The sequence below is a fragment of the Camelimonas lactis genome, from assembly GCF_004342915.1.
Taxonomy (GTDB): domain Bacteria; phylum Pseudomonadota; class Alphaproteobacteria; order Rhizobiales; family Beijerinckiaceae; genus Camelimonas; species Camelimonas lactis.
Genome location: NZ_SLWL01000010.1, coordinates 138835 through 161288, shown reverse-complemented (window position 1 = coordinate 161288; position 22454 = coordinate 138835). Strand labels below are relative to the sequence as shown.

At 66.0% G+C, this 22454-nt stretch carries 18 protein-coding genes; 7 read left to right on the top strand and 11 right to left on the bottom strand.

Going from position 1 to position 22454, the window contains the following annotated elements; all coding sequences use genetic code 11:
• The first annotated feature begins 154 nt into the window (after window positions 1-154).
• Window positions 155-1390, top strand: coding sequence for a serine hydrolase domain-containing protein (locus tag EV666_RS12315; protein ID WP_132008263.1), 1236 nt, complete (start codon window positions 155-157; stop codon window positions 1388-1390).
• A 95-nt stretch (window positions 1391-1485) separates the two neighbouring features.
• Here the strand turns inward: EV666_RS12315 and EV666_RS18250 are convergent, their stop codons facing one another.
• Complete coding sequence (locus tag EV666_RS18250) at window positions 1486-1911, bottom strand: hypothetical protein (RefSeq protein WP_165910002.1); 426 nt, start codon at window positions 1909-1911, stop codon at window positions 1486-1488.
• Between the two features lie 220 nt (window positions 1912-2131).
• Here EV666_RS18250 and EV666_RS12305 point away from each other — a divergent pair, with 220 nt between their 5' ends.
• Together EV666_RS12305 and EV666_RS12300 are read left to right on the top strand one after the other, a co-directional pair.
• Complete coding sequence (locus EV666_RS12305) at window positions 2132-2422, top strand: hypothetical protein (protein WP_132008257.1); 291 nt, start codon at window positions 2132-2134, stop codon at window positions 2420-2422.
• Between the two features lie 207 nt (window positions 2423-2629).
• The gene (locus EV666_RS12300) at window positions 2630-4210 is read left to right on the top strand and encodes a fatty acid--CoA ligase (protein WP_132008254.1); all 1581 of its coding nucleotides are present in this window, start codon (window positions 2630-2632) and stop codon (window positions 4208-4210) included.
• A gap of 100 nt (window positions 4211-4310) precedes the next feature.
• On the opposite strand, the gene EV666_RS12295 is transcribed toward EV666_RS12300, so the two are convergent.
• Window positions 4311-5087 (bottom strand): siderophore-interacting protein, encoded by a 777-nt coding sequence (locus EV666_RS12295; RefSeq protein ID WP_132008251.1) that lies wholly within the window; start codon window positions 5085-5087, stop codon window positions 4311-4313.
• 217 nt (window positions 5088-5304) lie between these two features.
• Window positions 5305-6552: an ABC transporter substrate-binding protein gene (locus EV666_RS12290; RefSeq protein ID WP_132008248.1), complete on the bottom strand. Its 1248-nt coding sequence runs from the start codon at window positions 6550-6552 to the stop codon at window positions 5305-5307.
• A gap of 391 nt (window positions 6553-6943) precedes the next feature.
• Here EV666_RS12290 and EV666_RS12285 point away from each other — a divergent pair, with 391 nt between their 5' ends.
• The gene (locus EV666_RS12285; protein ID WP_245514386.1) at window positions 6944-8524 is read left to right on the top strand and encodes a serine hydrolase; all 1581 of its coding nucleotides are present in this window, start codon (window positions 6944-6946) and stop codon (window positions 8522-8524) included.
• A 29-nt stretch (window positions 8525-8553) separates the two neighbouring features.
• Here EV666_RS12285 and EV666_RS12280 read toward each other — a convergent pair whose 3' ends face one another.
• The 4 genes from EV666_RS12280 to EV666_RS12265 all read right to left on the bottom strand — a co-directional run bounded on the left by EV666_RS12280 (window position 8554) and on the right by EV666_RS12265 (window position 13712).
• Window positions 8554-9774, bottom strand: coding sequence for an ABC transporter substrate-binding protein (locus EV666_RS12280; protein ID WP_132008242.1), 1221 nt, complete (start codon window positions 9772-9774; stop codon window positions 8554-8556).
• 115 nt (window positions 9775-9889) lie between these two features.
• Complete coding sequence (gene budC / locus EV666_RS12275) at window positions 9890-10672, bottom strand: meso-2,3-butanediol dehydrogenase (RefSeq protein ID WP_132008239.1); 783 nt, start codon at window positions 10670-10672, stop codon at window positions 9890-9892.
• A gap of 137 nt (window positions 10673-10809) precedes the next feature.
• Window positions 10810-11889, bottom strand: a complete 1080-nt coding sequence (locus tag EV666_RS12270; protein WP_132008236.1) for a zinc-binding dehydrogenase — start codon at window positions 11887-11889, stop codon at window positions 10810-10812.
• A 74-nt stretch (window positions 11890-11963) separates the two neighbouring features.
• A complete protein-coding gene (locus EV666_RS12265; protein ID WP_132008233.1) occupies window positions 11964-13712 on the bottom strand; it encodes a thiamine pyrophosphate-binding protein in 1749 nt (582 codons plus the stop codon).
• Window positions 13713-14014: 302 nt separating this feature from the next.
• Between EV666_RS12265 and EV666_RS12260 the strand changes: the two genes are divergently transcribed.
• Window positions 14015-14686: a TetR/AcrR family transcriptional regulator gene (locus EV666_RS12260; protein WP_165910001.1), complete on the top strand. Its 672-nt coding sequence runs from the start codon at window positions 14015-14017 to the stop codon at window positions 14684-14686.
• A 291-nt stretch (window positions 14687-14977) separates the two neighbouring features.
• Here the strand turns inward: EV666_RS12260 and EV666_RS12255 are convergent, their stop codons facing one another.
• Complete coding sequence (locus EV666_RS12255) at window positions 14978-16453, bottom strand: flavin-containing monooxygenase (protein WP_132008326.1); 1476 nt, start codon at window positions 16451-16453, stop codon at window positions 14978-14980.
• 538 nt (window positions 16454-16991) lie between these two features.
• On the opposite strand from EV666_RS12255, the gene EV666_RS18245 reads away from it, so the two are divergent.
• The gene (locus EV666_RS18245) at window positions 16992-17165 is read left to right on the top strand and encodes a hypothetical protein (protein WP_165910000.1); all 174 of its coding nucleotides are present in this window, start codon (window positions 16992-16994) and stop codon (window positions 17163-17165) included.
• Between the two features lie 481 nt (window positions 17166-17646).
• On the opposite strand, the gene EV666_RS12250 is transcribed toward EV666_RS18245, so the two are convergent.
• From EV666_RS12250 to EV666_RS12240, 3 genes are all read right to left on the bottom strand, one after another.
• Complete coding sequence (locus EV666_RS12250) at window positions 17647-18462, bottom strand: SDR family NAD(P)-dependent oxidoreductase (RefSeq protein WP_132008228.1); 816 nt, start codon at window positions 18460-18462, stop codon at window positions 17647-17649.
• Between the two features lie 86 nt (window positions 18463-18548).
• Window positions 18549-19775: an ABC transporter substrate-binding protein gene (locus tag EV666_RS12245; RefSeq protein WP_245514385.1), complete on the bottom strand. Its 1227-nt coding sequence runs from the start codon at window positions 19773-19775 to the stop codon at window positions 18549-18551.
• 185 nt (window positions 19776-19960) lie between these two features.
• The gene (locus EV666_RS12240) at window positions 19961-21256 is read right to left on the bottom strand and encodes an acyl-CoA dehydrogenase family protein (RefSeq protein WP_132008225.1); all 1296 of its coding nucleotides are present in this window, start codon (window positions 21254-21256) and stop codon (window positions 19961-19963) included.
• A gap of 131 nt (window positions 21257-21387) precedes the next feature.
• On the opposite strand from EV666_RS12240, the gene EV666_RS12235 reads away from it, so the two are divergent.
• A complete protein-coding gene (locus EV666_RS12235) occupies window positions 21388-22416 on the top strand; it encodes a LysR family transcriptional regulator (RefSeq protein ID WP_132008222.1) in 1029 nt (342 codons plus the stop codon).
• Window positions 22417-22454 lie beyond the last annotated feature (38 nt).

Genomic DNA, 22454 nt, shown 5'->3' with positions numbered 1-22454 from the left:
CCCTTGCCGACGCCGCGCCGGCGGCCAGGCCGGTTCGGCGTCGCCCTGCCCTGTCCCGCCATGCCCTGCAATACCTGGCCCGGCGCAGATGTGGGTTGGCAAGGCGCCGGCAAGCTGACAGCCTGTCGCCCGATAAACCATCCCGGGGGAAACAATGGACATTCAGGAACGGCCGACGGCGCAGGGCGGCGTATCCGGTTTTTGCGACCCGCAATACGTCGGCGTGCTGGAAGCTTTTATTGAAAACTTCAACACGCGCGGCGAGATCGGCGCCAGCGTCGCCATATCCGTCGGCGGGAGAACCGTGGTGGATCTGTGGGGCGGGCGCAAGACGCCGGATGGTCCTGCCTGGGAGCAGGACACCCTGTCGGTGGTGTTTTCCTGCACCAAGGGCGCCTCAGCCCTGTGCGCCCATATGGCGGCGGATCGCGGCCTGCTCGATCTTGATGCGCCCGTCACGCGCTACTGGCCCGAATATGGGCAGGCCGGAAAAGAGGATACGCTGGTTTCGATGATGCTCGACCATTCGGCCGGCGTTCCCGCCCTGCGGGAGGAGCTCAGGCCGGGCGCCTATTACGACTACGCGCACATGGTCGAACTTCTTGAAAAGGAGACGCCGTTCTGGCGCCCCGGAACCCGCAACGGCTATCACGCCGTCACCAGCGCCTGGACCGTGGGCGAAATGGTGCGGCGCTCCACCGGCATGCGCATGGGCGCCTTTTTCCAGCAGGAAGTGGCGGCGCCGCTTGGCGTCGAGTTCTGGATGGGGCTGCCGGAGGTCATGGAAGATCGCGTCGCCCCGGTGCTGCCGTTCATTCCCGACGAGACGACGCGCGGCAGCCGGATCGTGCGCGCCGCCCTGGCGGATCCGATGAGCCCGTCGGCGCTGTTCCTGTTCAACAATGGCCACTTCAACCCGAACTCCCGTGAAGCGCGGGCGGCGGAGATTGGCTCGGCCACGGGCGTCACCAATGCGCGGGGGCTGGCCGGCCTGTACGCGCCGCTGGCCAACGGCGGCGCGCTGGATGGCGTCAGGCTTGTCAGCCCGGACGCCCTGGCGCGCATGGCGCGCGTATCAGTGGCCACCCATGAGGACGCCACGCTGGCAATCCCGACGCGTTTCTCGCTGGGCTTCATGAAATCAATGGACAACCGCCGCCTCGACAACGCCACTGATTGTTCGGTGATCCTGTCGGAGGCTGCCTTTGGCCACGTGGGGGCCGGCGGCTCGATCGGCTTCGCTGATCCTGAGGCCGGCATGAGCTTTGGTTACGCCATGAACCGGATGGGACCTGGCATCCTGCTCAACGACCGGGGCCAAAGCCTGGTTGACGCCGCCTACCGGGCGCTGGGCTACAGGTCTGACGCCAGCGGCGACTGGCGCCGGTAAGGCTGGCGGCGGCGCGATATCGCGGTGGAGGTGATGCAATATCGCCCGTCCGCCGTCGTGGCAGGCAATTATGGGCGGGCAATTAATCCAGGCAATTATTCGTTGTGGCGACGGGCGCGAAATCTCTGCCAGAACGACGGAGCGTCGAGCACATCATCGGCCTGGTCCGTCGCCTGCCCCGGCTGCCCGGCCCGCAGCCATATCTCGGCGGCGGCGGTTTCGGCGGCGGAAACCTCGCCGTCCCCGGCCCCGGGAGCGGCGTGCGGCTCATCTGACGCGTCCCCCGCGCCCGGCGCAGAGGCGTCCGCCGCATTGGCGTCGCTGTTGTGCATGCTGTCGGCGATGCCGCGCAGCAAGGCTGGAAACGAAGCGGAACTCAGAAAAATCAAGATGCCGCCGATCGGTCCGTCCGATGGCCGGATCTCTATGTGAAGACCATCATCGTGGGCGCTCACCACCCTTAGCTCCGCGCTCGGCAGATGGACGCGCCCACTCCCCTTGCTAAACGGCATCACCTTCACCGGATTGTTGTTTTCACCACGGTTGTATGGTCAGGCCACGGCCCGGACAATTAACGTTCCGGCGATCGTGATGGCCCGGCGCGCGCGCCCTGCCCGACGTCTGGTCCGCAGCGTCAGCGCAGGATGACGCCCCTGGCCCCCGGTTTCTGCGCGACTTTATTCGCCAGCGCGTTTATGCTTCATGCTCCGCCAGCATTCACCAGACACGGAGTTCCGCCGGATGCGCATCGTGGCGCCTGTTGCCTGTCTCCTCGTCGTCAGCCTGCTCGTCTCCCCGATCGCTGCGGCGAACACACGGCCGGCGGCCGACACGGCAAGCAGCAGATTCCAGGTTGGATCGAAACCGGCAAATAGCGGCCGCGGTTTTTCGCTCTTCACCAGTTTCGTCAATTCGACCTATCGGGTGGAGTGCAATTGCGCCGACTTCAGCGTCGACATTCGCGTCTGCAACAGCAGCAACTACCAGTGTAACTGCGCGCCGAAAGCCATTCTCTCCTGCGCGCCCCTGTAACCCCTCCCGAAAGCCCCGCCTGACTTCGCGTCTGCGCGTCACGTCATGGAAGTGGTGAAAAATGGGGGCGCGGGCGCGACCTCCCACGGACAGACCGCGCGCCGGTCTGGTATATGATCAACAGCGCGGCGCCGGTCCCCTTCGGCGCCGCGCGTCCGTCCATGGACGGCATAAAGACAACAGGGACAAGGGGGAGGAAACACGGGAATGGCATCGCCAGAGATATTGCCGACGCTTGCGGACGTGGTGCGGGCGCAGGCCCGGGACCGGGCCGGAATGGTCGCCTATGAATTTGAGGGCCGGCAAACAACATTCGCGGAACTGGACGACAACACCAATCGCGTCGCCAACGGCCTTGTCACCCTCGGCCTCGGCAAGGGCGGCCGCATCGCCTACATCGGCAAGAACAGCGACGTCTATTTCGAACTGCTGATGGGCGCCGGCAAGGCGGGCGTGGTGATGACCCCGGTGAACTGGCGGCTGGCGCCGCCGGAAAGCGCCTTCATCATCAACGACTGCATGGCGCCGGTGCTGTTCGTGGGGCCGGAATTCGTCGATCTGGCGCGGAAAATCCAGGGCGACCTTCCCCACGTCCGCACCATCCTGACCACGGAAGGCGGCGCGGCGGAGTGGCCGGATTACGTCGCCTGGCGCGACGCCCAAAGCAGCGCCGCGCCGGCGACGCCGGTGGGCCGTGATGACGTGGTCATCCAGCTCTATACCTCCGGCACCACCGGCAAGCCCAAGGGCGCGATGCTGTCGCACGGCAATCTGCTGCACATGGTGCAGGCGGAGGATCGCGACAACCCGGCCTCGTGGAACGACTGGTCCGACGGGGACGTGGCGCTGCTGGCCATGCCCTGCTTCCACATCGGCGGCACGCAATGGGGCGTCAACAGCCTGTGTTTCGGCGCCAAAGGCCTGGTGGCGCGTGAGTTCGATCCGGGCAAGGTGCTGGATTATTTCGAGCAGGCGGGCGTCAGCCGGATTTTCATGGCGCCCGCCGCGCTGCAGATCGTCGTGCGGCTGCCCCGGGCGGCGCAGGCGGATTATTCGCGGCTGAAAACCATCTTCTATGGCGCATCGCCGATCCCCGCCGCGCTGCTGCGGGAGTGCATCGACACCTTCGGCTGCGAATTCGTGCAGGTGTACGGCATGACCGAGACGACGGGTTCGGTCGTCGCCCTGCCGCCGGCCGATCACCTTGAGGGCGGCGCGCGGATGCGCGCGGCCGGCAAGGCGATGCCCGGCGTCGAACTGATGGTGCGCGGCGGCGATGGCAAGCCCCTGCCGGCCGGTGAGATCGGCGAAGTCGCCATCCGCTCCGGCGCCAATATGGTTGGCTACTGGAACCTGCCCGAGGCCACCGCCAGAACCGTCGACAGCGACGGCTGGCTGGCGACCGGCGACGCCGGCTATCTGGATGAGGACGGCTATCTGTTCATCCAGGACCGCATCAAGGACATGATCATTTCCGGAGGCGAGAACGTCTATCCGGCCGAGGTGGAAAGCGTCGTCTGCGATCACCCGGACGTGGCCGAAACAGCGGTGATCGGCGTGCCGGATGACAAATGGGGCGAGAGCGTCAAGGCGGTCGTGGTGCTGCGGCCGGGCGGCGAGGCCACGGCGGACGACATCATCGCCTTCACACGCACGCGCATCGCCGGCTACAAAACGCCGAAATCCATCGACTTCATAGACGCGCTGCCGCGCAATCCGTCAGGAAAAATCCTGCGCCGGGAGTTGCGCGCCCCCTATTGGGAGGGACGGGACCGGCAGGTGAACTGAGCGGGCCCCAGGCCGCGCATATCCGGCGAATACCCGTTCGCCGGACACGCGCCAGGCGCCTGCCTGGCGCTGGCGGCGCCAATCCCCCCGCTCCGCCCCGTTATTCGATGAGCTTGTCCGACGCATCGGCCATCCCGTTGACCCAATAGCCGGAGGCCTTCAGCCAGGGCAGCGGATGGCCCCGCTGTTCAACGAGGAACTGGCGCGCCGCCCGGGCCACGCGGGCCTCGGCGGCGATCCAGATGAAGCCGTCGCCCGCCGGCAGCTCCAGCGCCGCAAGGGCGCGCAGCACCGGCTCCGGGTCGTCGGCCTGGCCGGGCGACCGGTGCACCCAAAGCGCCCGGTGGTCGGCTGGGGTGACGAACGTCTGTTCGTCGTCCCTGCCGGGAACGGCGACGAGGCTGATGACCCTTGCGCCGGCCGGCATCTCCTCGATGCGGCGGCCGATGGCTGGCAGCGCCGTTTCATCACCGATCAGCAGCCACCAGCCGATATCCGGCCCGATGACCATGGAGCCGCGCGGGCCGCCGATCTCCAGCTGGTCGCCAGGGCGCGCCTCCAGCGCCCAGAGCGTCGCCGGGCCAGCGTCATGCACGGCGAAATCAATCACCAGGGTTTGGGCCGCCGCGTCGAAGGCGCGGGGCGTGTAATCGCGGCTCACCATCTCGCCGCCCGGTCCCGGGACAAAGAGTTTCACGTGGTCGTCGGCGCCCAGGCTGACGAAATCCGCCAAAGCGTCGCCGGTGAAGTGAATGCGCAGCATGGCGGGGGTCAGGCGCTCGACCCGCGTCACCTGGAGCCGCCGGCGTTTCAGGTCGTGTCGCACGCGCGTTATGCGGGGGGCGGAACTGTCGATCTGGGTGTCTGGGGAAGTCATCCGGGTCCTTTCGGGGCGCAGCGGCGTCCGCTTGCAGGCCCTGACCCCGATCCGCCGGACACAGCCGCGCAGACCGGGGGCCAGAGGCCTCGCGATCATGCGCGTTGAGTGACGTTAACGCTTACGTGCAGGGGCGAAGCCCCATGCAGATGCGCCAGCTTTAAAGCAGAATGCGCCCCGGTTGAAGTGAAATCCGCGCGGGCGACCGCCGGCGCGGTCACCGGGTCTTTTTCACCAGCGGACAGGCGGATTTGTCGAGCGACTGGAACGCCTGCTCGCCGGGCACGGTGGCGACGATATTGTAGACATCCCATTTCGACTTCGACTGTTCAGGGGTTTTTACCTGCACCAGATACATGTCGTGGATCATCTGGCCGTCGTCGCGGATGTAGCCGTCTTTGGCGAAAATATCGTTGATCTTCGTCTTCTTCATCTGGGCGACGGCTGCCTTCGCCTCATCGGTTCCAGCCGCGGCGACGGCTTTCAGGTAGTGGCTCACCGCCGAATACACGCCCGCCTGCATCATGGTCGGCATGCGGCCCACCTTCTCGTAAAACCGTTTGGCGAAGGCGCGGGTTTCATCGTCCCTGTCCCAGTAAAACGCATCGGTGAGCATCATGCCCTGGGCGATGTCGAGGCCAACGCCTGGCACGTCGGTGATGCCGAACAGCAGGGCGATCAGCTTCTGGCCGCCGGCGGCAAGGCCAAATTCCGCCGCCTGCTTCAGCACGTTCTGGGTGTCCTGGCCGGAATCGGCCAACGCGACGACCTTGGCGCCGGAGGTCTTCGCCTGCACCACCTGGGAGGCGAAATCATTGTTGTTGAAGGGGTGCCTGGCGCTGCCCAGCACCTTGCCGCCATGGGCCTTCACCACGGCGGAGGCGTCCTTCTCCAGCATGTGGCCGAAGGTGTAATCGGCGGTGATGAAGAACCAGCTGTTGTCGCCGCGCTCCACCAGCGCCTTGCCGGCCACATTGGCCAGCGCATAGGTGTTGTAGACCCATTGCACGCCGTTGGGGGAGCAGGCGGCGCCGGTCAGCTCCGACGAGCCTGGCCCCATCATCAGGAAGACGCGATTGCGCTCCCTGGTCAGTTGCTGCACGCCAAGGGCGATCGACGACACCGGCACGTCGAGAATCACGTCAACCTTTTCGGCGTCATACCAGCGGCGCGCCGTGGCCATGCCAATGTCGGTCTTGCTCTGGTGATCGGCGAAGACCAGTTCGATGGGCTTGCCCAGCACCTTGCCGCCGAAATCGGCGATGGCCATTTCGGCGGCGACGACGGAGCCCTTGCCCGTGCCGTCGGCGCTCGGCCCGCTCAGATCGGTCAGCACGCCGAATTTCACCACCCCGTCGGATATGGCGGGTTCGGCCAGCGCCGGCGACGCGGCGCCGGCCAGCAGGGCAAGGCCCGCCGCCCACCGGCGCAAGTGAAACGGGGTGCGGTGTGTTCTCTTCGCCATGGCGTTTCTCCCGTCAGGCGCGACTATCTGTGGCAGCCGTCGCCATGGCGATGCCTGCAATGCCGCCGGATCGTCGCTGATACGCGTTGATACGATATTTTTTGTTTTTGATACCGGAGCGTACCAGCGCGCGACCGCCCTGGAAAGTCACTGCCTGGAAAGTCACCGTCCTGGAAAGTCATGGCTCCCCTCACCGCACGCATGGCTTCGCGCCATCGGGGCCGGCCGCTCGTGGCCAGGCGGTTCTGGCGCCAGCCTGATGGGGCGCAGCTTTCCTGTTGCGCTTGCTGTCGCGTCACAGCAGCATGCGTGTGGATTCAGCATATCTGCGGATTCAGGGCGTTTTGCCGCCAGCCGGGTGCAGAAGATGGTTGTTCGCCGCATGCCTCCCATGATCACCCTGGCCCTGCTTGGCGTTGGCGTGATTCTCGCCGCCCTGCCCGCAAGCGCCCGGTCGCCGACCGTGGTGGCGGGCAAGTCGCCCGGTTTCGATGTCATCGCCCTCAACGAAGGGGGCGTCGCCAAAGCGGTCCGGGAGTTGCCGGACATGGTTCGCGCCGTGATGGCGCGCAGCCAGACGCCAGGCGTCGCCGTCGCCGTGGTGCAGAACGGCAAGACGGTTTACGTGGGGGGCTTCGGCGTGCGCCGGCTTGGCGAGGCTGGCGCCATCACGCCGGAAACCGTGTTCCAGATCGCCTCCATGTCAAAGCCGATGTCGGCGACGATCACGGCCATCGCCGCGAGCCAGGGCAAGGTGAGCTGGAACGACCCGGTGAGCAGCCATCTGCCGTGGTTCCGCCTCAAGGATCCGTGGGTGAGCGACCATGCGACGATCGGCGACTTTTTCGCCCATCGCAGCGGCCTGCCGCACGCGGCGGGCGATGACCTTGAAGACTTGGGGTTCTCCCGCAAGGAGATTTTGTCGCGCCTCAACCAGTGGCCGCTTGATCCATTCCGGGCGTCGTACAATTACGCCAATTTTGGCATCACGGTCGGGGCTGAGGCGGTGGCGGCGGCCATGGGCGAGGAATGGGAAGACCTCGCCGCGCGCCTGCTGTTCAGACCATTGGGCATGAACGCCACCAGCGCCCGCCACGCCGATTTTCTCGCCCGCCCGAACCGGGCCTCGCTGCACGCGTTTGTGAGCGGGCGCTTCCAGCCGCTGTATGACCGCGACCCGGACGCCCAGTCGCCGGCTGGCGGCGTGTCATCGAATGTGCGCGACGTCGCGGAATGGCTGAAGCTGCTGCTGGCTGGCGGCGTGCACGACGGCAAGCGTCTGTTCGACGCGGACAAGTTCATGCCGGCCCTGACCGCCCAGGCCACGCCCCATGCGCCGTCCTCCCCGGATGAACGCGGCGCGTTCTATGGTTACGGGTTCAATGTCGGCGTTCACGCCAACGGGCGCACGAACTTTGGCCATTCCGGCGCGTTTCTGCTCGGCGCGGGAACCAGCTTCCAGATCCTGCCCTCCGCCGGTCTTGGCGTCGTCGTGCTCACCAATGGCGCGCCGGTAGGCGCCGCCGAGGCGATCGTCAGCCAGTTCATGGACATCGCCCAGTACGGCGTTTCGACCCGGGACTGGTACGCCGGCTATCACCAGATGATGCAGCCGATGTTCGCGCCGGTTGGCGACCTGGCGGGCGCGGCGCCGCCGGCCAACCCAGCCCCGGCCAGGCCGCTCGCCGCCTACGCCGGGGTTTTCGACAACAGCTATTATGGTCCCGTCACGATCAGCGTACAGGATGGCGGCCTGCAATTGCAGATCGGCCCCAAGCACAGGACGGCGTCGCTGACGCACTGGAGCGGCGATACATTCGCCATGGCCCCGCCTTCCGGCGAGAACGAGCCCGAAGGCTCGCGCTCCTCGGTCCGCTTCGACATCCAGGGCGGCCAGGCGAAGGGGCTGGTCATCAACTATCTGGACGAGGCCGGGCTCGGCAGGTGGCGGCGTCCCGAAGGGGCGCCGTGACGCCGGCCCGGCGCGTTTGATGACGCGGCTTACTTCCCGGAGCCATCGATAATCTCGCCGAAGCGCTTCCAGCCCTTGCCGTCGAAGCTTTGCAATTGCAGCTGCTCGATCGGGTGGTAGTCGCCCGGGCTGGTGCGCACGGTGATCCCGGGCAGCAGCATGGGAATGGCGACGCCATCGAGGCTGGTTGCCTGCTTCATGATGTTTTCGCGGGAGAAGTCACCGTTGCACTGCGCCAGCACCTTCATCAGCACCTGGGACACCGTATAGGCGTAGGTGTTGAATGCGTCCTGCAGATTGGCGGCGGGGTAATACTGCTTCATGAAGGCCAGGTAGTCCTTCACCGCCGCGTCGTCAGCCCATTCCGGATCGGTGGGATCCTTCAGGTAAGCGGTGGCGATGACGTCCTTCGAGGCTTCGACGCCGGCTGGCAGCAGAACGCCGGCGATGGAGGCCGAGCCGTTGGAGATGTAGTGCGTCGGCTTCCAGTTGATGTCGTGCAGCTTGCGGATCGCCTGGGCGGCGAATTTGGCGGTGGCGCCAGAGATCAGGCTGGCGGCGCCGGACTGGCGCAGGTTGATGATCTGCGAATCCACCGTGGCGTCCGCTACTTCGTAAGGCGCGATCACGGTCTTTTTGTCGAAATCATCGCCCAGCACGTCGCGGACGCCGGCCAGGTAGTCCTTGCCGTAGTCGTCGTTCTGGTAAAGCACGGCGATCTTGCCGTCCGGGTGGCGCTTCAGGGCGTCGCGGGTGAAAATCCGCGCCTCGGCCCGGCCGCTCGGCGGGAAACCCATGGTCCAGGGATGGGCCTTGTGGTCGCCCCATTTGTCGCCGTTCACGGTGATGAACAGGTGCGGAACCTTGCGGGCGTTGACGTATTTGACGATGGCGGAATTGGGCGCCGTGCCAATATTGCTGAACAGGAAGGCGACCTGGTCGCTCTCCAGCAGGCGGCGCGTCTGCTCAACCGTGCGCGGCGGGCTGAAACCGTCGTCATAGAAGATAAAGTTGATCTTGCGACCGGCGATCCCGCCCCGGTCGTTGATCATTTTGAAGAACGCCTCCTGGGTGCGGGTCTGCGTGCCGAGCGCCGAAACCGGGCCGCTGAGCGAGGCGGTGGCGCCAATGCGGATCTCGGTGGCGGTGACGCCGGGTGTGTCGGCGGCATTAGCGGCGGAGAATGCGGCGGTGACGCAGGCAGCCGTCATCGCGCCCGCCAGCAGGGCGCGCCGGGTGGGAGTGTTCATCGGTATCTTCCTGGAAGTTTTGTTGTTGGAGGTTTTTTGCAAGACGGCGGTCCCCTTCCCCCGTCACACGGCGCGAACATGGCGCCGCGTGGTGGTGGGCAGGGTTCGGTCAGCCTCAGCTTTTCGGAAGGTAGAGGTCGAGGTTGGGCTGGCCGGTGGCGGCCATCAGGCCGCCGTCAACCGCCAGGGCGACGCCGGTGATGTAGGAGGCGTCGCCGGAAGCGAGGAAGGCCACCGCGGCGGCGATCTCCTCCGGCCGGGAGAAACGGCCCATGGGCACGGCGTCGGACCAGCGCTCCCACAGACCAGGGACCTCCTTGATGCCGGCGATGATTGGCGTGTCCACCGGGCCGGGACAAACCGCATTGACGCGCACGCCGTCGCGGGCGTGGCTGATGCCCAGCGAGCGCGTGTAGTTGATCACCGCGCCCTTGGCGGCGTTGTAGGCGTCAAAGCCATAGTCGCCGGCCATGCCTGAAATGGAGGCGGTGTTGACGATGGCGCCGCCGCCTTGCGCCTTCATCAGCGGAATGGCGACGCGGCAGGCGAAGAACACCGCGTCCAGATTGATGGCCAGCACGCGCCGCCAGTCTTCCGTCGCCAGGTCTGGCGTGTGGACGCGGCTGCCAACGCCGGCGTTGTTGAACAGGATGTCGAGGCGGCCAAAAGCGACGACGGCGGCGTCGATCATCGCCTTCACCGCCGCTTCATCGGCCACGTCGGTTGCGACGAAGCGGGCCCGCTCCGCCCCCAGTTCCGCGGCGAGCGCCTCGCCCAGCTCCGCGTTGAGATCGGCGATCACCACCGCCGCGCCCTCACTGTGAAAACGGCGCGCCGCGGCGGCGCCGATGCCCGACGCGCCGCCGGTCACCACCGCAACCTGACCGGAAAATCTCATGCTGTTATCCTCCCATCACGGGGTCTGACGCCCCGCTGGCGCAGTTTCCGATCAATCCCGGGCCGGAAACGCCCCAGCTGTTCCTGTTCTGAGCGACTTCTGATCAATCAGCCGGTTCTGGCTGGTGGGGATGCGCTCTAACGCTGCGGATTGATGACGATCTTGACGTGCTGGCCCGCCTGTTTGGCCAGCTCGAAGGCCTGGGGCGTGTCGGCGAGCGCCGCCTCCATGGTCAGGGCCGCGGCGCCGTCGATGTCGCCGTTGGCGAGACGTTTCAGGGTCAGGGCGAACTCATCCGGCGTGTAGGCGAAGACGAATTCCATGCTGAGCTGCTTGTTGATGGCCATCAGCGGCTCGATGTGGTCGGCTTCCATGCAGGCCCCCACCACGACGATGCGCCCCAGCGGCGGCGCGCCCTCGATCACCGCCTGCAACATGCCCGGCGCGCCGACGCATTCGAAAATCACCGCCGGCCGCATGGGACGGCCGGTCGCAACAGCGACGCCGCGCCCGGCGAGATCGGCCGGAACATCGAACTCCGACCAGCGGCCATAAGGATTCTCAACGGCCGGATCGATGACGATGTCGGCCCCCAGCTTCAGGGCGGCGGCGCGACGCACCGGTGAGAAATCGCTGGCGATGATCGGGGAAAGACCGCGCGCCCTCGCCGCCGCGATGACTGCCAGCCCCACCGGACCGCAACCAAGAACCAGCGCCACCGCATCCTGCGGCGCCTTCGCCATGGCCACCGCGTGCTCGCCAACGGCGAAGGGCTCGGTCATGGCGGCGACAGCCGGCGGCAGGTGATCCGGCGCCGGCAGCAGCAGCGCCTCGCTCAACAGCATGCGCTCGGCGAAACCGCCGTTGAAGCGGTTGGAGAATCCGATCAGCTCCATGCCGTTGGGTCCGGCGGTGAACGGCATCGCCACCACGCGGGTCCCCGGGGCCAGCGTGCTGGTGGAGCCTGGCCCGTGGGCAATGATCTCGCCGCAGAATTCATGGCCGAAAACAACGCCCTGGCTGGCGTCAAGGCCGGAAGCGGAGCCGCAGCGGCGGCTGAACTCAGACATCCGCTCCAGATGATCCAGGGCGTGCAGATCAGAGCCGCACACGCCGCAGGCCAGCACCTTCACCAGCGTCTGGCCCGGGCCCGGCGTGGGCTCCGGCCAGTTCCCATTCAATTCGAGTTTCCCCGCCCGCCGCACGATCGCGCGCATGCGTCTGCTCCCTTGTGGTCTGTTGTCTGGTCGCAAAAGTAGCCCCACGCCGTTACGCGGGGCCGTGGAAGGCCTCAGCCCTTCTTGCGATAGCCCGGGATCGGGATGTTCTCGTAATACGGCACCGGAATCTGGCCCTCGGCCTCCAGATCGCCAACCATGGCGGCCGTGACCGGGTGCATCACGTCCGGATCAACGATGATGTTGATGCAGGACGGCAGTTCCTGGGCCTGGGCGCGGCGGATGGCCGGGCCGATGTCCGCAAACCGCGTCACCTTCTCGCCGTGGCCGCCGAAAGCCCTCGCCACGTCCTGATAATCCGTCTGCGCCAGCTTGACGGCGGCGAGGTGCTGGCGGCCGAACACCAGCTCCTGGCCGTGCTGCGACATGCCCCAGCAGGCGTTATTGAAGACGATGGTGGTCACCGGCAGGCGGTGGCGCACCATGGTGTCGAACTCGGCGATGTGGAAGCCGGCGGCGCCATCGCCAAGGAACAGGGCGACCGGGGCGCGCGGCCGGGCGCGGGAGAGGCCGATGGAGAAGCCCTGGCCGATGCCGAGGCAGCCCAGATAGCCGGTGCCGGCGCTGAGGCCGACGGCGGGGGTGCGGGCGAACGGCCGGAACCAGGCCGGCGCCTCGCCGCCGTCCCAGGCGATGGCGGTGTCGGGGCTCAGCGCCTCCGCGACGGCGCGGGCGGCGTGATAGGGATGGATGACGCCGGCGGCGTTCTCCACCGGCGCCTTGTCGAAAGCGGCGCGGAACAGCTGCGGGCAGCTTTGCAGCATGCCGCACCAGTCGGCGCGGTTCCGCCATGGCGCATCGGCGCCGCGCGCCAGCAGGGCGCTGAGGGTTTCGGCCACATCGGCGGTGATCGCCAGATCGGGGGCGCGCAGGCGGCCAATTTCGGCCTCGTCGATGTCGATCTGCACCAGCTTCGCCGCATGGGGGATGACGGCGCCGGAACGGCCGCCGAGGAACAGGCCGGTGCGGGCGCCCAGCAGCACCACCAGATCGGCCGGCGCCTTGTGGGCCATGGCGGCGATGGCGAGATTGCCGGAGCCGCCGCCGGCCTGCGGGTGATCGGACGGCAGGATGCCGGCGGCCTTGTTGCTCTCCAGCACCGGGATCGTGGACAGTTCGGCGAACTGGCGCAGCAGTTCCGCCGCTTTCGCGTTGGCGGCGCCGCCGCCGGCGATGATCGCCGGGCGTTCAGCCTGCTGCAGCAGCTCAACCAGGCGATCGACGGCGGCCGGCGCCGGGGCCGGTCGCGCCGCCATGGCCGGCAGGCGCGGCATGGCCAGATCGGCTTCGTCAGCCAAGCCGAACATGATGTCGATCGGCATTTCAAGGAACACCGGGCCGGGACGGCCGGAGGTCGCCAGGCGCACGGCCTTTTCCACCAGATCCGGGATGCGCTCCACATGGGTGATGCGATGCGCCCATTTGGTCACCGGCGCAGCCATGGCCACCTGATCGAAGCCGCCCTGCAGCGGATTGGTGGCGACCTCGCGCAGCGGCGGCGCGCCGGCGATGAACAGCACCGGCGTGGCGTCGAGCCAGGCGTTGACGAAGGAGGTCAGCGCATTGGCGAAACCAGGACCGGCGGTGATGACGCAGACGCCAACCTGGCCGGTGGCGCGGGCGTAGGCCTCGGCGGCATGGCCGGCGGAGGCTTCGTGGCGGGTGTCGGTGAGGCGGATGTCATTGTCCTGGCAAGCCACGAGGAACGAATCGAGGTGTCCGCCATGCAGCGTGAATACTTCTGAAACGCCCAGCGCCCGCAACGAGCGCGCAAGGGCGACGCCGCCATTGATCTCCGCCATATTTTTTCCTCCTGCCCGCAGCGGGCCCAGACGCGCCGCGCGCCAGACGCAGGAAACGGGAGAAGGCGTGCGCGCGGAACGGCGCGCGAGACAGCCCATGATCCTGGATTGCGTTTCCCGATGCCTGTCAGCGGCGACTTTCCGACAAATTTAGAGAGCACTCTAAATTTGTCAATGGGCGTGGGATGGCCTTATATGCGCGAACGATCTCCGCCGTCGTGGAGCGGATATCCGCCCCGGCGGCCGCCCGCTGCGGCAACGCCGCCGCAGGCCCTGCCCCGCCAGTTCCGGACCCAGACGTAATGGCCCCGCCTTCCACCAATGCTCCGGCGCCAGACGCGCCTTCAGGCCACGAAACCGGCAAGCAGGAGCGCCGCAGCCGCATCGTCGCGGCGGCGTCAGACATTATCCGTGAAGCGGGGATCGACGGCGTCACCGTCGAGGCGATCGCGCGGCGCGCCGGCGTCAGCCCGGCGACGGTTTACAACCTGTTTGGCAACCGGGCGGCGATCTTCGACCATATCTTCGACGCGGACATGGCCCAGTACGAAGCGCTGGTGGCGGCGCACACCGGAGCGGGGCCGGTCGGGCTGTTCTTCGACGCCATTGATGTGGCCACCGGCCTCTACGCCCGGCAGCCTGACTATTACAAGGCGCTGATGCGGCTGAGCGAACGCGATGGCCCGCTCTATGTCAGCTTCAGCCGCCCCCGCCATGCCTTCTGGACCCGCCTGGTGCGCGAGGCGCACGCCGCCGGCGCGCTCATGCCCGATCTCGATCACGAGGCAGCTGGCGGCGCCCTCGCCGCCATCGCCCGCGGCGCCCTGTATTTCTGGGTAGAAGGGCGCGCTTCACTGGCCCAGCTGCATCACCAGTTCAGCTATGGCTTCGGCCTCGTGCTGCTGTCCATGGTCATCGACACGGAGCGCGCCGTTGTGCGGGCCCGCATGAACGCGCCCTTTCCCCATGGCTGACCCCAGGGCTGGTCCAGCGCCGCCCGAAGCAGCTGATGACGCAGGCCAGCAGCCCGGCGAATCGGGTTGGCCAACGCGGCTCCGCCGGGATCCGGCGCGGCGGACATCATAATCTTTTCGACAGGCGCGTTATTCACGAAAAGGGTATCCGCCTTTTCGAAAAGGCGGCCGGCGCCCAGGGGCAGGTGCTGACCCCGTCCGTCCTGGCCTGCCGCCCGCCCCGATTTTCCGTGCGATCCGGCTGCTGCGCGGGCCGCCCCCCAGATTTTCCGGCGCGGTTGCTGACCGGCCTCAGCCGTAGCGCAGGGTGGGTTCGTCCAGGTCGACCGCCGGCAGGATATCCTTGTCCAGCCAATAGTCCTGGGTATGCCGCCATTCCGCGCGATCGCCCTGCTTTGGCAGCAGGTGCAGGCCGCGCGTCAGGTAGCCGGGATTGAAATCTTCCGTATCCACCCACGGCGACAGGCGCATGTCGCCGTCTTCGGGACGCAGCGCCGGCACGACGCTTTTCGCCCCCCTCTCCTGCATATGACGCAGCAGGCGGCAGACAAAATCGGCGATGATGTCGACGCGCAGGGTCCAGCTGGCGCGGAAATAGCCGAACACCCAGACCATGTTGGGCATGCCGGTGAACATCAGCCCGCGCCAGGTCACCGTATCAGCAAAATCCAGCGGCTTGCCGTCGATGGTGAACGCCACGTCGCCCAGCACATTCAGATTGAAGCCGGTGGCGGTGACGATCACGTCCGCTTCCAGGGTTTCGCCTGACTGAAGCGCGATGCCTTCCGGCGTGAAGTTGCGGATCTGGTCCGTGACAACGCTGGCCTTGCCCTCCCGGATGGCCGTGAACAGATTTCCGTCCGGCACAAAAGCGATGCGCTGCCGCCATGGCCGGTAGGTCGGCGCGAAATGCGGCTCCACGGGCGCGGCGTCTCCCAGGTGAAGGCGCACATTGGCGAGCAGATCGGCGCGCACCGCCTCGGGCTCCGCCGCCGCCCGGTCGGCGAAAGCCTTCTGGTCGAACAGAATCTTGCGGCGGACGATCTCGTGAATCCACTCCTCTTTCACCTCAAGCTGACGCAGCGTATCGGCCAGCTCGTTGGCGTTGCGCCCGGTCATGAAATAGGTGGGCGAGCGCTGCAGCATGGTGACGCTGGCGCATTTGCCAGCCAGCGCCGGCACCAGCGTCGCGGCCGTCGCGCCGGAACCGATCACCACGACCTTCTTGCCGGTCATGTCGAGATCGCCGGGCCACTCCTGGGGATGAACGATTCGCCCCCTGAAATCGTCCATTCCGGGCCATTCGGGCGTGTACCCCCTGTCGTGCCGGTAATATCCCTGGCACATCCAGAGGAAGCTGGCGCGAACCGTCCGCGCCTCGTCCGTGGCCAGGTCGCGCACCGTCACCGTCCAGCGGCTGGCGGCGCTGTCCCAGGCCGCGCTTTCCACGGCGGTGCGATAATGGATGCGCTGGTCAAGATTATTATCCGCGATCACCTCGCGCATGTAGCGCAGGATTTCTTCCGCCGTCGCGATCGGCGTCCCGGTCCAGGGTTTGAAGCGATAGCCAAAGGTGTAGAGGTCGCTGTCTGAGCGGATGCCGGGGTATTTGTGGGTGAGCCAGGTGCCGCCGAAACTTTCGGCGCGCTCCACCACCATGAAGCGCAGATCCGGACATTGATGGGCCAGATGCCAGGCGGCCCCGACCCCCGAAATTCCCGCCCCAACGACCAGCACGTCCACATGATCCGCCGCGCTTTCGCCCATGCGGGCCGCATTCCCGCTCGCAGCCAATTCCTCCACGGCGACGCGCTGCGCATCCCCCGGCTCCGGCGCCATATCAAGCGTCATGGACGTCAACCTTCCCTGCTCGCCAGATCTATCGCTGTTATATGTTATACGCAGCATGAACCAGCCGCCCGTCCATGTCCAGCCGCCACCCATGCTTCCAACAATGTTCTTGCGCACAGGATAACCCCGGCTGCGCGCCAGGCAGCGCGCAGACATTGCGTCCAATTTCGAGCGATTTTTCAGAAAAATATTATAGACAACCCATAAAAATACGATAAATCTAATTACACTTGCATATAAACATGAAATGCAATAAATGATAAAAGCATATTTAATAAAATTTCCACCAATTATTCGGAATATGACGTGACCATGTCGGCCGGACATCCTGTCTTGCGAGGGCGCGAACATGGCCAATGCGGCGTCATTGCTCTGTGAACAAATCCGACAAAAGTCTGGCGCTCATGCGCAGGAACGCCTTGAATTACAAATGGTATCGTATTAAACGCAACACATGGCTGAACTTGAAGAACTCCTCGAACGCCTGAAAGCAGAGCAGCGCGACATTATCGAGCGCGCCGCCCGGTCCAAGGCAACGCCAGCGCGCTCGGCAATCCAGCGCATTGGCGAGCTGGAACTCGCCATCGGCGCGGTTGAACAGCTGATCAACGAGACCGAAGGGCAGTAATCACCGCCCCCGGTCGCCTTAATTACAGGCGCCAGCGACATATATATTGGCGCTTTCCGCCGGATTATCGCCGCCATGACTTCTGGCTGACAACGCCAGGAGCTGACAAGCTTGCGGGAACGGACGTTTTCCCTCACCCATCCTCCGGCAATCACGACCTCCTTCATGAATGCCCCTGAGGCTGTTGCATGGGGCTGTTGGCGCCGCGCCCGCCGGGCGGACGGTCAAAAGTCTGCCGGCAAACGCGCTGCTTCCGGCTTGCGTCTGTGAATGGGAATAATAGCCATTCGCACTATTTCAGTTTGGGGTCATCTACTTTCCAGCAGGCCGCGCCAGACGCGCAGGCTCCACGGACGGGACGGCGCGCCCGTCGGCATGGGCGATCGTCTCCGCTGGCCAGGCGCCTCCGGCCCGGGTTCGGGGGCGCGTGGGCGCACCCGGCCCTCACCGGCGGTGAAAGAGATCAGGTTTCGCCCTGGCGTCACACGGCGTGGGCCATGGCCTGCTGAAGCCGCGCGGACCGGCGGTTGAGGAACGTTTCCGTTTCCTTGTGGGTGATGATGTAAAGATCGCCGCGTTGCATGGCCGCGATCACCAGATCGCCCACCGCCTTTACGTCAAGCGTGCGGCCCTCGAGGGCGCCGGCGTCCCTGTCGACATAAGGCTTGACCGCCCCGGGGCCGCCGAACTCGGCCGGGCGGTTGCGGTGGCTCTCGTCGATGGCGGTGGCGACGCGCATGGGGCACAGCACGGACGCGCCAATGTTGAACGGCTTGCCGTCCCTGGCGACACATTCGGCAAGGGACACCACCGCCGCCTTGGTCACCGAATAGGGCGCCAGATTGCGGTTGCTGACCAGGCCGGCGAACGATGCGGTGAACAGGAAGTGGCCGCCCTGATTCTGGGCGATCATGCGCGGCATGAACACTTCCACCCCATGCACCGGTCCCCAAAGATTGACGTTCACCGTCCACTGCCAGTCGGCGTGGCTCATTTCATGCACGGGGCCAAACACGCCGACGCCAGCGTTGTTGAAGACGATGTGGACGGCGCCGAACCGCTTCCATGCGGCGTCAGCCAGGGCTGCCACCGCCGCGCGGTCGGCCACGTCCGTGCGCACGCCAATCACCTCCGCGCCCGCGGCCGCCAGCCGGGCGACGGCGCTGTCGAGCGCGCCCTGTTCAATGTCGGCCAGCACCAGCCGGACGCCCTTCCGGGCGAGCGATTCCGCCGTCGCGAAACCAATGCCACTGGCACCGCCGGTAATCACCGCGACCTTGCCGGCCAGATCCTTCATGGCTTGTCCTCCCGGATATTTTCGATTGTTGACGTTATTTTTGCGACCGGAGCGGTATTCGCCCACTCCCATGCCGGAAGCGGCGCCTATTCCGCGACGGCGATGACTTCACCGGACAATTTCCAGCGATCGCCCTCGAAACGCGCCAGCTGCATGGCCTGAATGGGTACATTCCGGTTCGGCCCGGTTTTGGCGACGATGCCGGGGAGCGTCATGGCCGGCTTGAAGTTGAGATTGCGCGCCTGCTTCATGATGTTTTCCGGCGTCACGTCCTGGCCCGCCTGGCGCAGCGTCTGCACCAGCCCCTGGGCCATGGTGTAGCCCCAGACCGCCCAGGTGTCATAGGCGTCGAGATTGGGAGCATAGGTCTTCATGAACGTCAGATAATCACGCACTTCCGGATCGTCTTTCCATGTGGGATCGCCCGGATCCTTGATGAGGAAGCCGGAGACGACGCCCTGGGATTTCTCGAAACCGGCTGGCTTCAGGGTGCCGGCGATGGTGTTGGTGGTGCTGGAAAGAATGTGCAGCGGCTTCCAGCCGATCTCGTAAATCTTGCGAATGGCCTGGGCGCCGAATTTGGGCGTGGCGTGGGTAAACAGCACGTCGGCGCCTGAATTGCGCAGGGCGATGACCTGGGAATCCACCGTGGGATCGGTGATCTGGTAGCTCGCCTCAGCGACGATCATCTTCTTGGCGTTCTCGCCCAGCCCCTCCTTGAAGCCGCGAATGTAATCGCGGCCGGAATCATCGTGCTGGTAAAGAATGGCGACCTTCGCGTCCGGTTTTTCCTTCAGCACATATTTGCCGTAGACCTTGCCCTCACTCTCGTAATCAATCTGCCAGCCGATGGTCCATGGATATTTCTCCGGCTGGTTCCAGAAACTCGCGCCGCTGGAGACGAAGAGGTGTGGAACCTTGCGGCTGTTCAGATATTTGTGCACCGCCAGGTTGGTCGGCGTGCCGACGCTGCCGAAAACCGCCAGCACATTCTCCTGCTCCACCAGCTTGCGGGTCTGCTCCACGGTCTTGGGCGGCGAATAGGCGTCGTCGAGGCTGATGAGGTTGACCTTGCGGCCGTTCACGCCGCCCTGCTCCGCATTGATCTTGCGCAGATACGCGCCTTCGACCTGACCAATGATGCCGTACGCCGAGGCGACGCCGCTGAACGGCATGGTCTGGCCAATGCGGATTTCGCCCGTTTCGGCGGCAGCGGCGCCGCCCAGGCCGGCGGCGATCCACGTCGCGGCGCCTGCGACGAGCAGGGCGCGGCGGCGGCTCATGAGCGGGGCATGGCGCGAAGCGGCGTTCATGGCGTTCCTCACGTTGCGGCGGTCAGCGTCCGCCCGTTTTGCCGCGCAGCGCCAGCCGGCTGGAGACGCCGGCCGGCGCTGCGGATGATGCTGATGGTGATGATTGTGACTGTCTGCCAATCGTCTGGCAAACCGCGCGGCGTCGTGAGCCGACGCCGCGCCATGTCCCGGGGCGGACCGGCCGGTCAGGCCGCCTTCGCTTCGATTTCGGCGAGCAGCCTGCCGTATTTGGCGATGGCCGCCTCGCGCAGGTGCGGGATGTAGCGGGTCGGGAACTTGCCGCTGGTCGCTTCGTAGTCGCGCAAGACCTGGCGGGCGACGGTGACCTTGTGCACCTCGGCCGGGCCGTCGGCCAGACCCATGTGGAAGCTCTCGATCACCTGCTCGGCGAACGGCATGTCCGGGGTCACGCCCAGCGAACCGTGGATGTGCAGGGCGCGGGCGGCGACGTCGTGGAACACCTTCGGCATCAGCGCCTTGATGGCGCCGATATCCTTGCGGACAGCCAGATAGTCCTTGTACTTGTCGATCTTCCAGGCGGTGCGCAGCACCAGCAGGCGGAACTGCTCGATCTCGGCCCAGCTGTCGGCGATCTTCTCCTGCACCATCTGCTTTTCAGCCAGCAGCGTGCCCTGGGTGGTGCGGCTGAGAACGCGCTCGCACATCATGTCGAAGGCGCGGCGCACCTGGCCGATGGTGCGCATGGCGTGGTGGATGCGGCCGCCGCCGAGGCGTGTCTGGGCGACGACGAAGCCGCCGCCGCGCTCGCCAAGCAGGTGATCCTTCGGCACGCGCACATTGGTCAGGCGCAGCCAGGCGTGGCCAGGCTTGCCGTGATGACCAACCGGCATGTTGCGCACCATCTCGATGCCGGGGGTATCGGCCGGGATGATGAAGGTTGACAGGCGGCGGTATTCGCCGGCGTCAGGATCAGTCACCGCCATCAGCAGCAGGAAGCTGGCGACGTGGGCGTGGGACGAGAACCACTTTTCGCCATTGATGACCCATTCATCGCCATCCAGCACGGCGCTGGTGGTGAACACCTTGGGGTCGGCGCCGCCCTGTACTTCCGTCATGGAGAAGCAGGAAACGATGTCGTTGTTCAGCAGCGGCTTGAGGTAACGCTCCTTCTGCGCCGCCGTTCCGTAGTGGGCGAGAATCTCGGAGTTGCCGGAATCCGGCGCCTGGCAGCCGAACACGATCGGGCCGAATTTGGAGCGGCCGAGGATTTCGTTCATCAGCGCCAGCTTGACCTGCCCGTAGCCTGGGCCGCCCAGTTCAGGCCCGAGGTGACAGGCCCACAGGCCGCGCTCCTTGACGATCTGCTGCAGCGGCTTCACCAGCGCATTGCGCTTCGGGCAGCGCACGTCATAGGGCTCAAGGTCGAGGTAATCGAGCGGCTCGACCTCCTCGGTCATGAACCCGTCAATCCAGTCCAGCTCAAGCTGAAATTCCGGATCGGTTTCAAAATCCCATGCCATTCGGGCGTTTCCTCGCTGTCTGCAATCAATGCTTCATTCCTATGATTGGATAGCGCGAACCTTACGTCCAATTTTGATTTATCGCGCCGACGATCCAGATCTGTTATCGATCATTGACACACGACCAGATCATGCGCCGCGTCATGCCGGCGCTGCACGGACATTTCGTCATGGACCTCGACGCCACGCCCTTCCGCTATTTCCTGACCGTCGCCGAGGAACGCTCGTTCACCCGGGCGGCGCAATTGCTGCATGTGTCGCAGCCGGCCCTGTCGGCGCAGATTCGCGAGTTCGAGCGGCGGCTGGGCTTCGCATTGTTCCAGCGCACCAGCCGGCGGGTGGAATTGACGGCGGAGGGGCGGCTGTTTCTCGGCAACGCCCGGCGCATGGTGGCGGAAGCGTCGTGGGCCAATCAGGCGGCGCGGGAGATCCGCGACAACGAACTGCGCATCGGCGCGCCGTTCTACACGCTGCACATTCCCGAACGGCGACGGATGATGGACACCCTGGTTTCCAGCCACGCCGACATCCGTCTGCGCATCTTCGACAAGACGCACGAGCGGCATTACCTCGACCTGTCGCGGCGGGAACTGGATCTGGCGCTGCTGGTGGAGCCGGCGGACGTGACGGCGGCGGCGGACAATGCGGTGACGGAAGCGGACTGGCCAGGCGGCATGGAGCGGCAATCGCTGGCGGAGCGGCGCCTGTGCCTGCAAATTCCGCGCGAACACCCGCTGGCGCAGCAGGATACGGTTCCGGCCGCGGCGCTGGATGGTTTGCGTATCGTCCTGCCCAACCGTTCGCTGGGCGCGCCGCTGTCGGTGGCCATTGGCCGGGCGGTTCGCGAGGCCGGGGCCCTGACGATCCGGCCGCCGGAGGGGCATCCCATCGCCGTGGAGCGCTATGGCCGGCTGTCGCGCAATATCGCCGTTTCGCTGGGCTGGTTCGACATTCACCACGATGACGATGGCGACGATGTCATCGTGCGGCCGATCGACGGACTCGACCTGCGCACCAGCCTGACGCTGGTGCGCTTCCACGGCGAGCAGCGACCGGCCGCCGCCATGGTGTGGCAATCGGCGCGCCAGCTGATCGCCGGCGCGCCGGCAGCGCTGGATTTTTCGCGGCGCCGGCAACGGTTTTCGCAGGAAGACGCCTGAGGCGGTCCCGCGTCATCGACCCCGCATGGCGCAAGAAG

Coding starts and splice junctions, on each gene's coding strand:
- EV666_RS12315 (WP_132008263.1), top strand. CDS start 155: ATGGACATTCAGGAACGGCCGACGGCGCAGGGCGGCGTATCCGGTTTT.
- EV666_RS12305 (WP_132008257.1), top strand. CDS start 2,132: ATGCGCATCGTGGCGCCTGTTGCCTGTCTCCTCGTCGTCAGCCTGCTC.
- EV666_RS12300 (WP_132008254.1), top strand. CDS start 2,630: ATGGCATCGCCAGAGATATTGCCGACGCTTGCGGACGTGGTGCGGGCG.
- EV666_RS12295 (WP_132008251.1), bottom strand. CDS start 5,087: ATGACTTCCCCAGACACCCAGATCGACAGTTCCGCCCCCCGCATAACG.
- EV666_RS12290 (WP_132008248.1), bottom strand. CDS start 6,552: ATGGCGAAGAGAACACACCGCACCCCGTTTCACTTGCGCCGGTGGGCG.
- EV666_RS12285 (WP_245514386.1), top strand. CDS start 6,944: ATGATCACCCTGGCCCTGCTTGGCGTTGGCGTGATTCTCGCCGCCCTG.
- EV666_RS12280 (WP_132008242.1), bottom strand. CDS start 9,774: ATGAACACTCCCACCCGGCGCGCCCTGCTGGCGGGCGCGATGACGGCT.
- budC (WP_132008239.1), bottom strand. CDS start 10,672: ATGAGATTTTCCGGTCAGGTTGCGGTGGTGACCGGCGGCGCGTCGGGC.
- EV666_RS12270 (WP_132008236.1), bottom strand. CDS start 11,889: ATGCGCGCGATCGTGCGGCGGGCGGGGAAACTCGAATTGAATGGGAAC.
- EV666_RS12265 (WP_132008233.1), bottom strand. CDS start 13,712: ATGGCGGAGATCAATGGCGGCGTCGCCCTTGCGCGCTCGTTGCGGGCG.
- EV666_RS12260 (WP_165910001.1), top strand. CDS start 14,015: ATGGCCCCGCCTTCCACCAATGCTCCGGCGCCAGACGCGCCTTCAGGC.
- EV666_RS12255 (WP_132008326.1), bottom strand. CDS start 16,453: ATGGGCGAAAGCGCGGCGGATCATGTGGACGTGCTGGTCGTTGGGGCG.
- EV666_RS18245 (WP_165910000.1), top strand. CDS start 16,992: ATGGCTGAACTTGAAGAACTCCTCGAACGCCTGAAAGCAGAGCAGCGC.
- EV666_RS12250 (WP_132008228.1), bottom strand. CDS start 18,462: ATGAAGGATCTGGCCGGCAAGGTCGCGGTGATTACCGGCGGTGCCAGT.
- EV666_RS12245 (WP_245514385.1), bottom strand. CDS start 19,775: ATGAACGCCGCTTCGCGCCATGCCCCGCTCATGAGCCGCCGCCGCGCC.
- EV666_RS12240 (WP_132008225.1), bottom strand. CDS start 21,256: ATGGCATGGGATTTTGAAACCGATCCGGAATTTCAGCTTGAGCTGGAC.
- EV666_RS12235 (WP_132008222.1), top strand. CDS start 21,388: ATGCGCCGCGTCATGCCGGCGCTGCACGGACATTTCGTCATGGACCTC.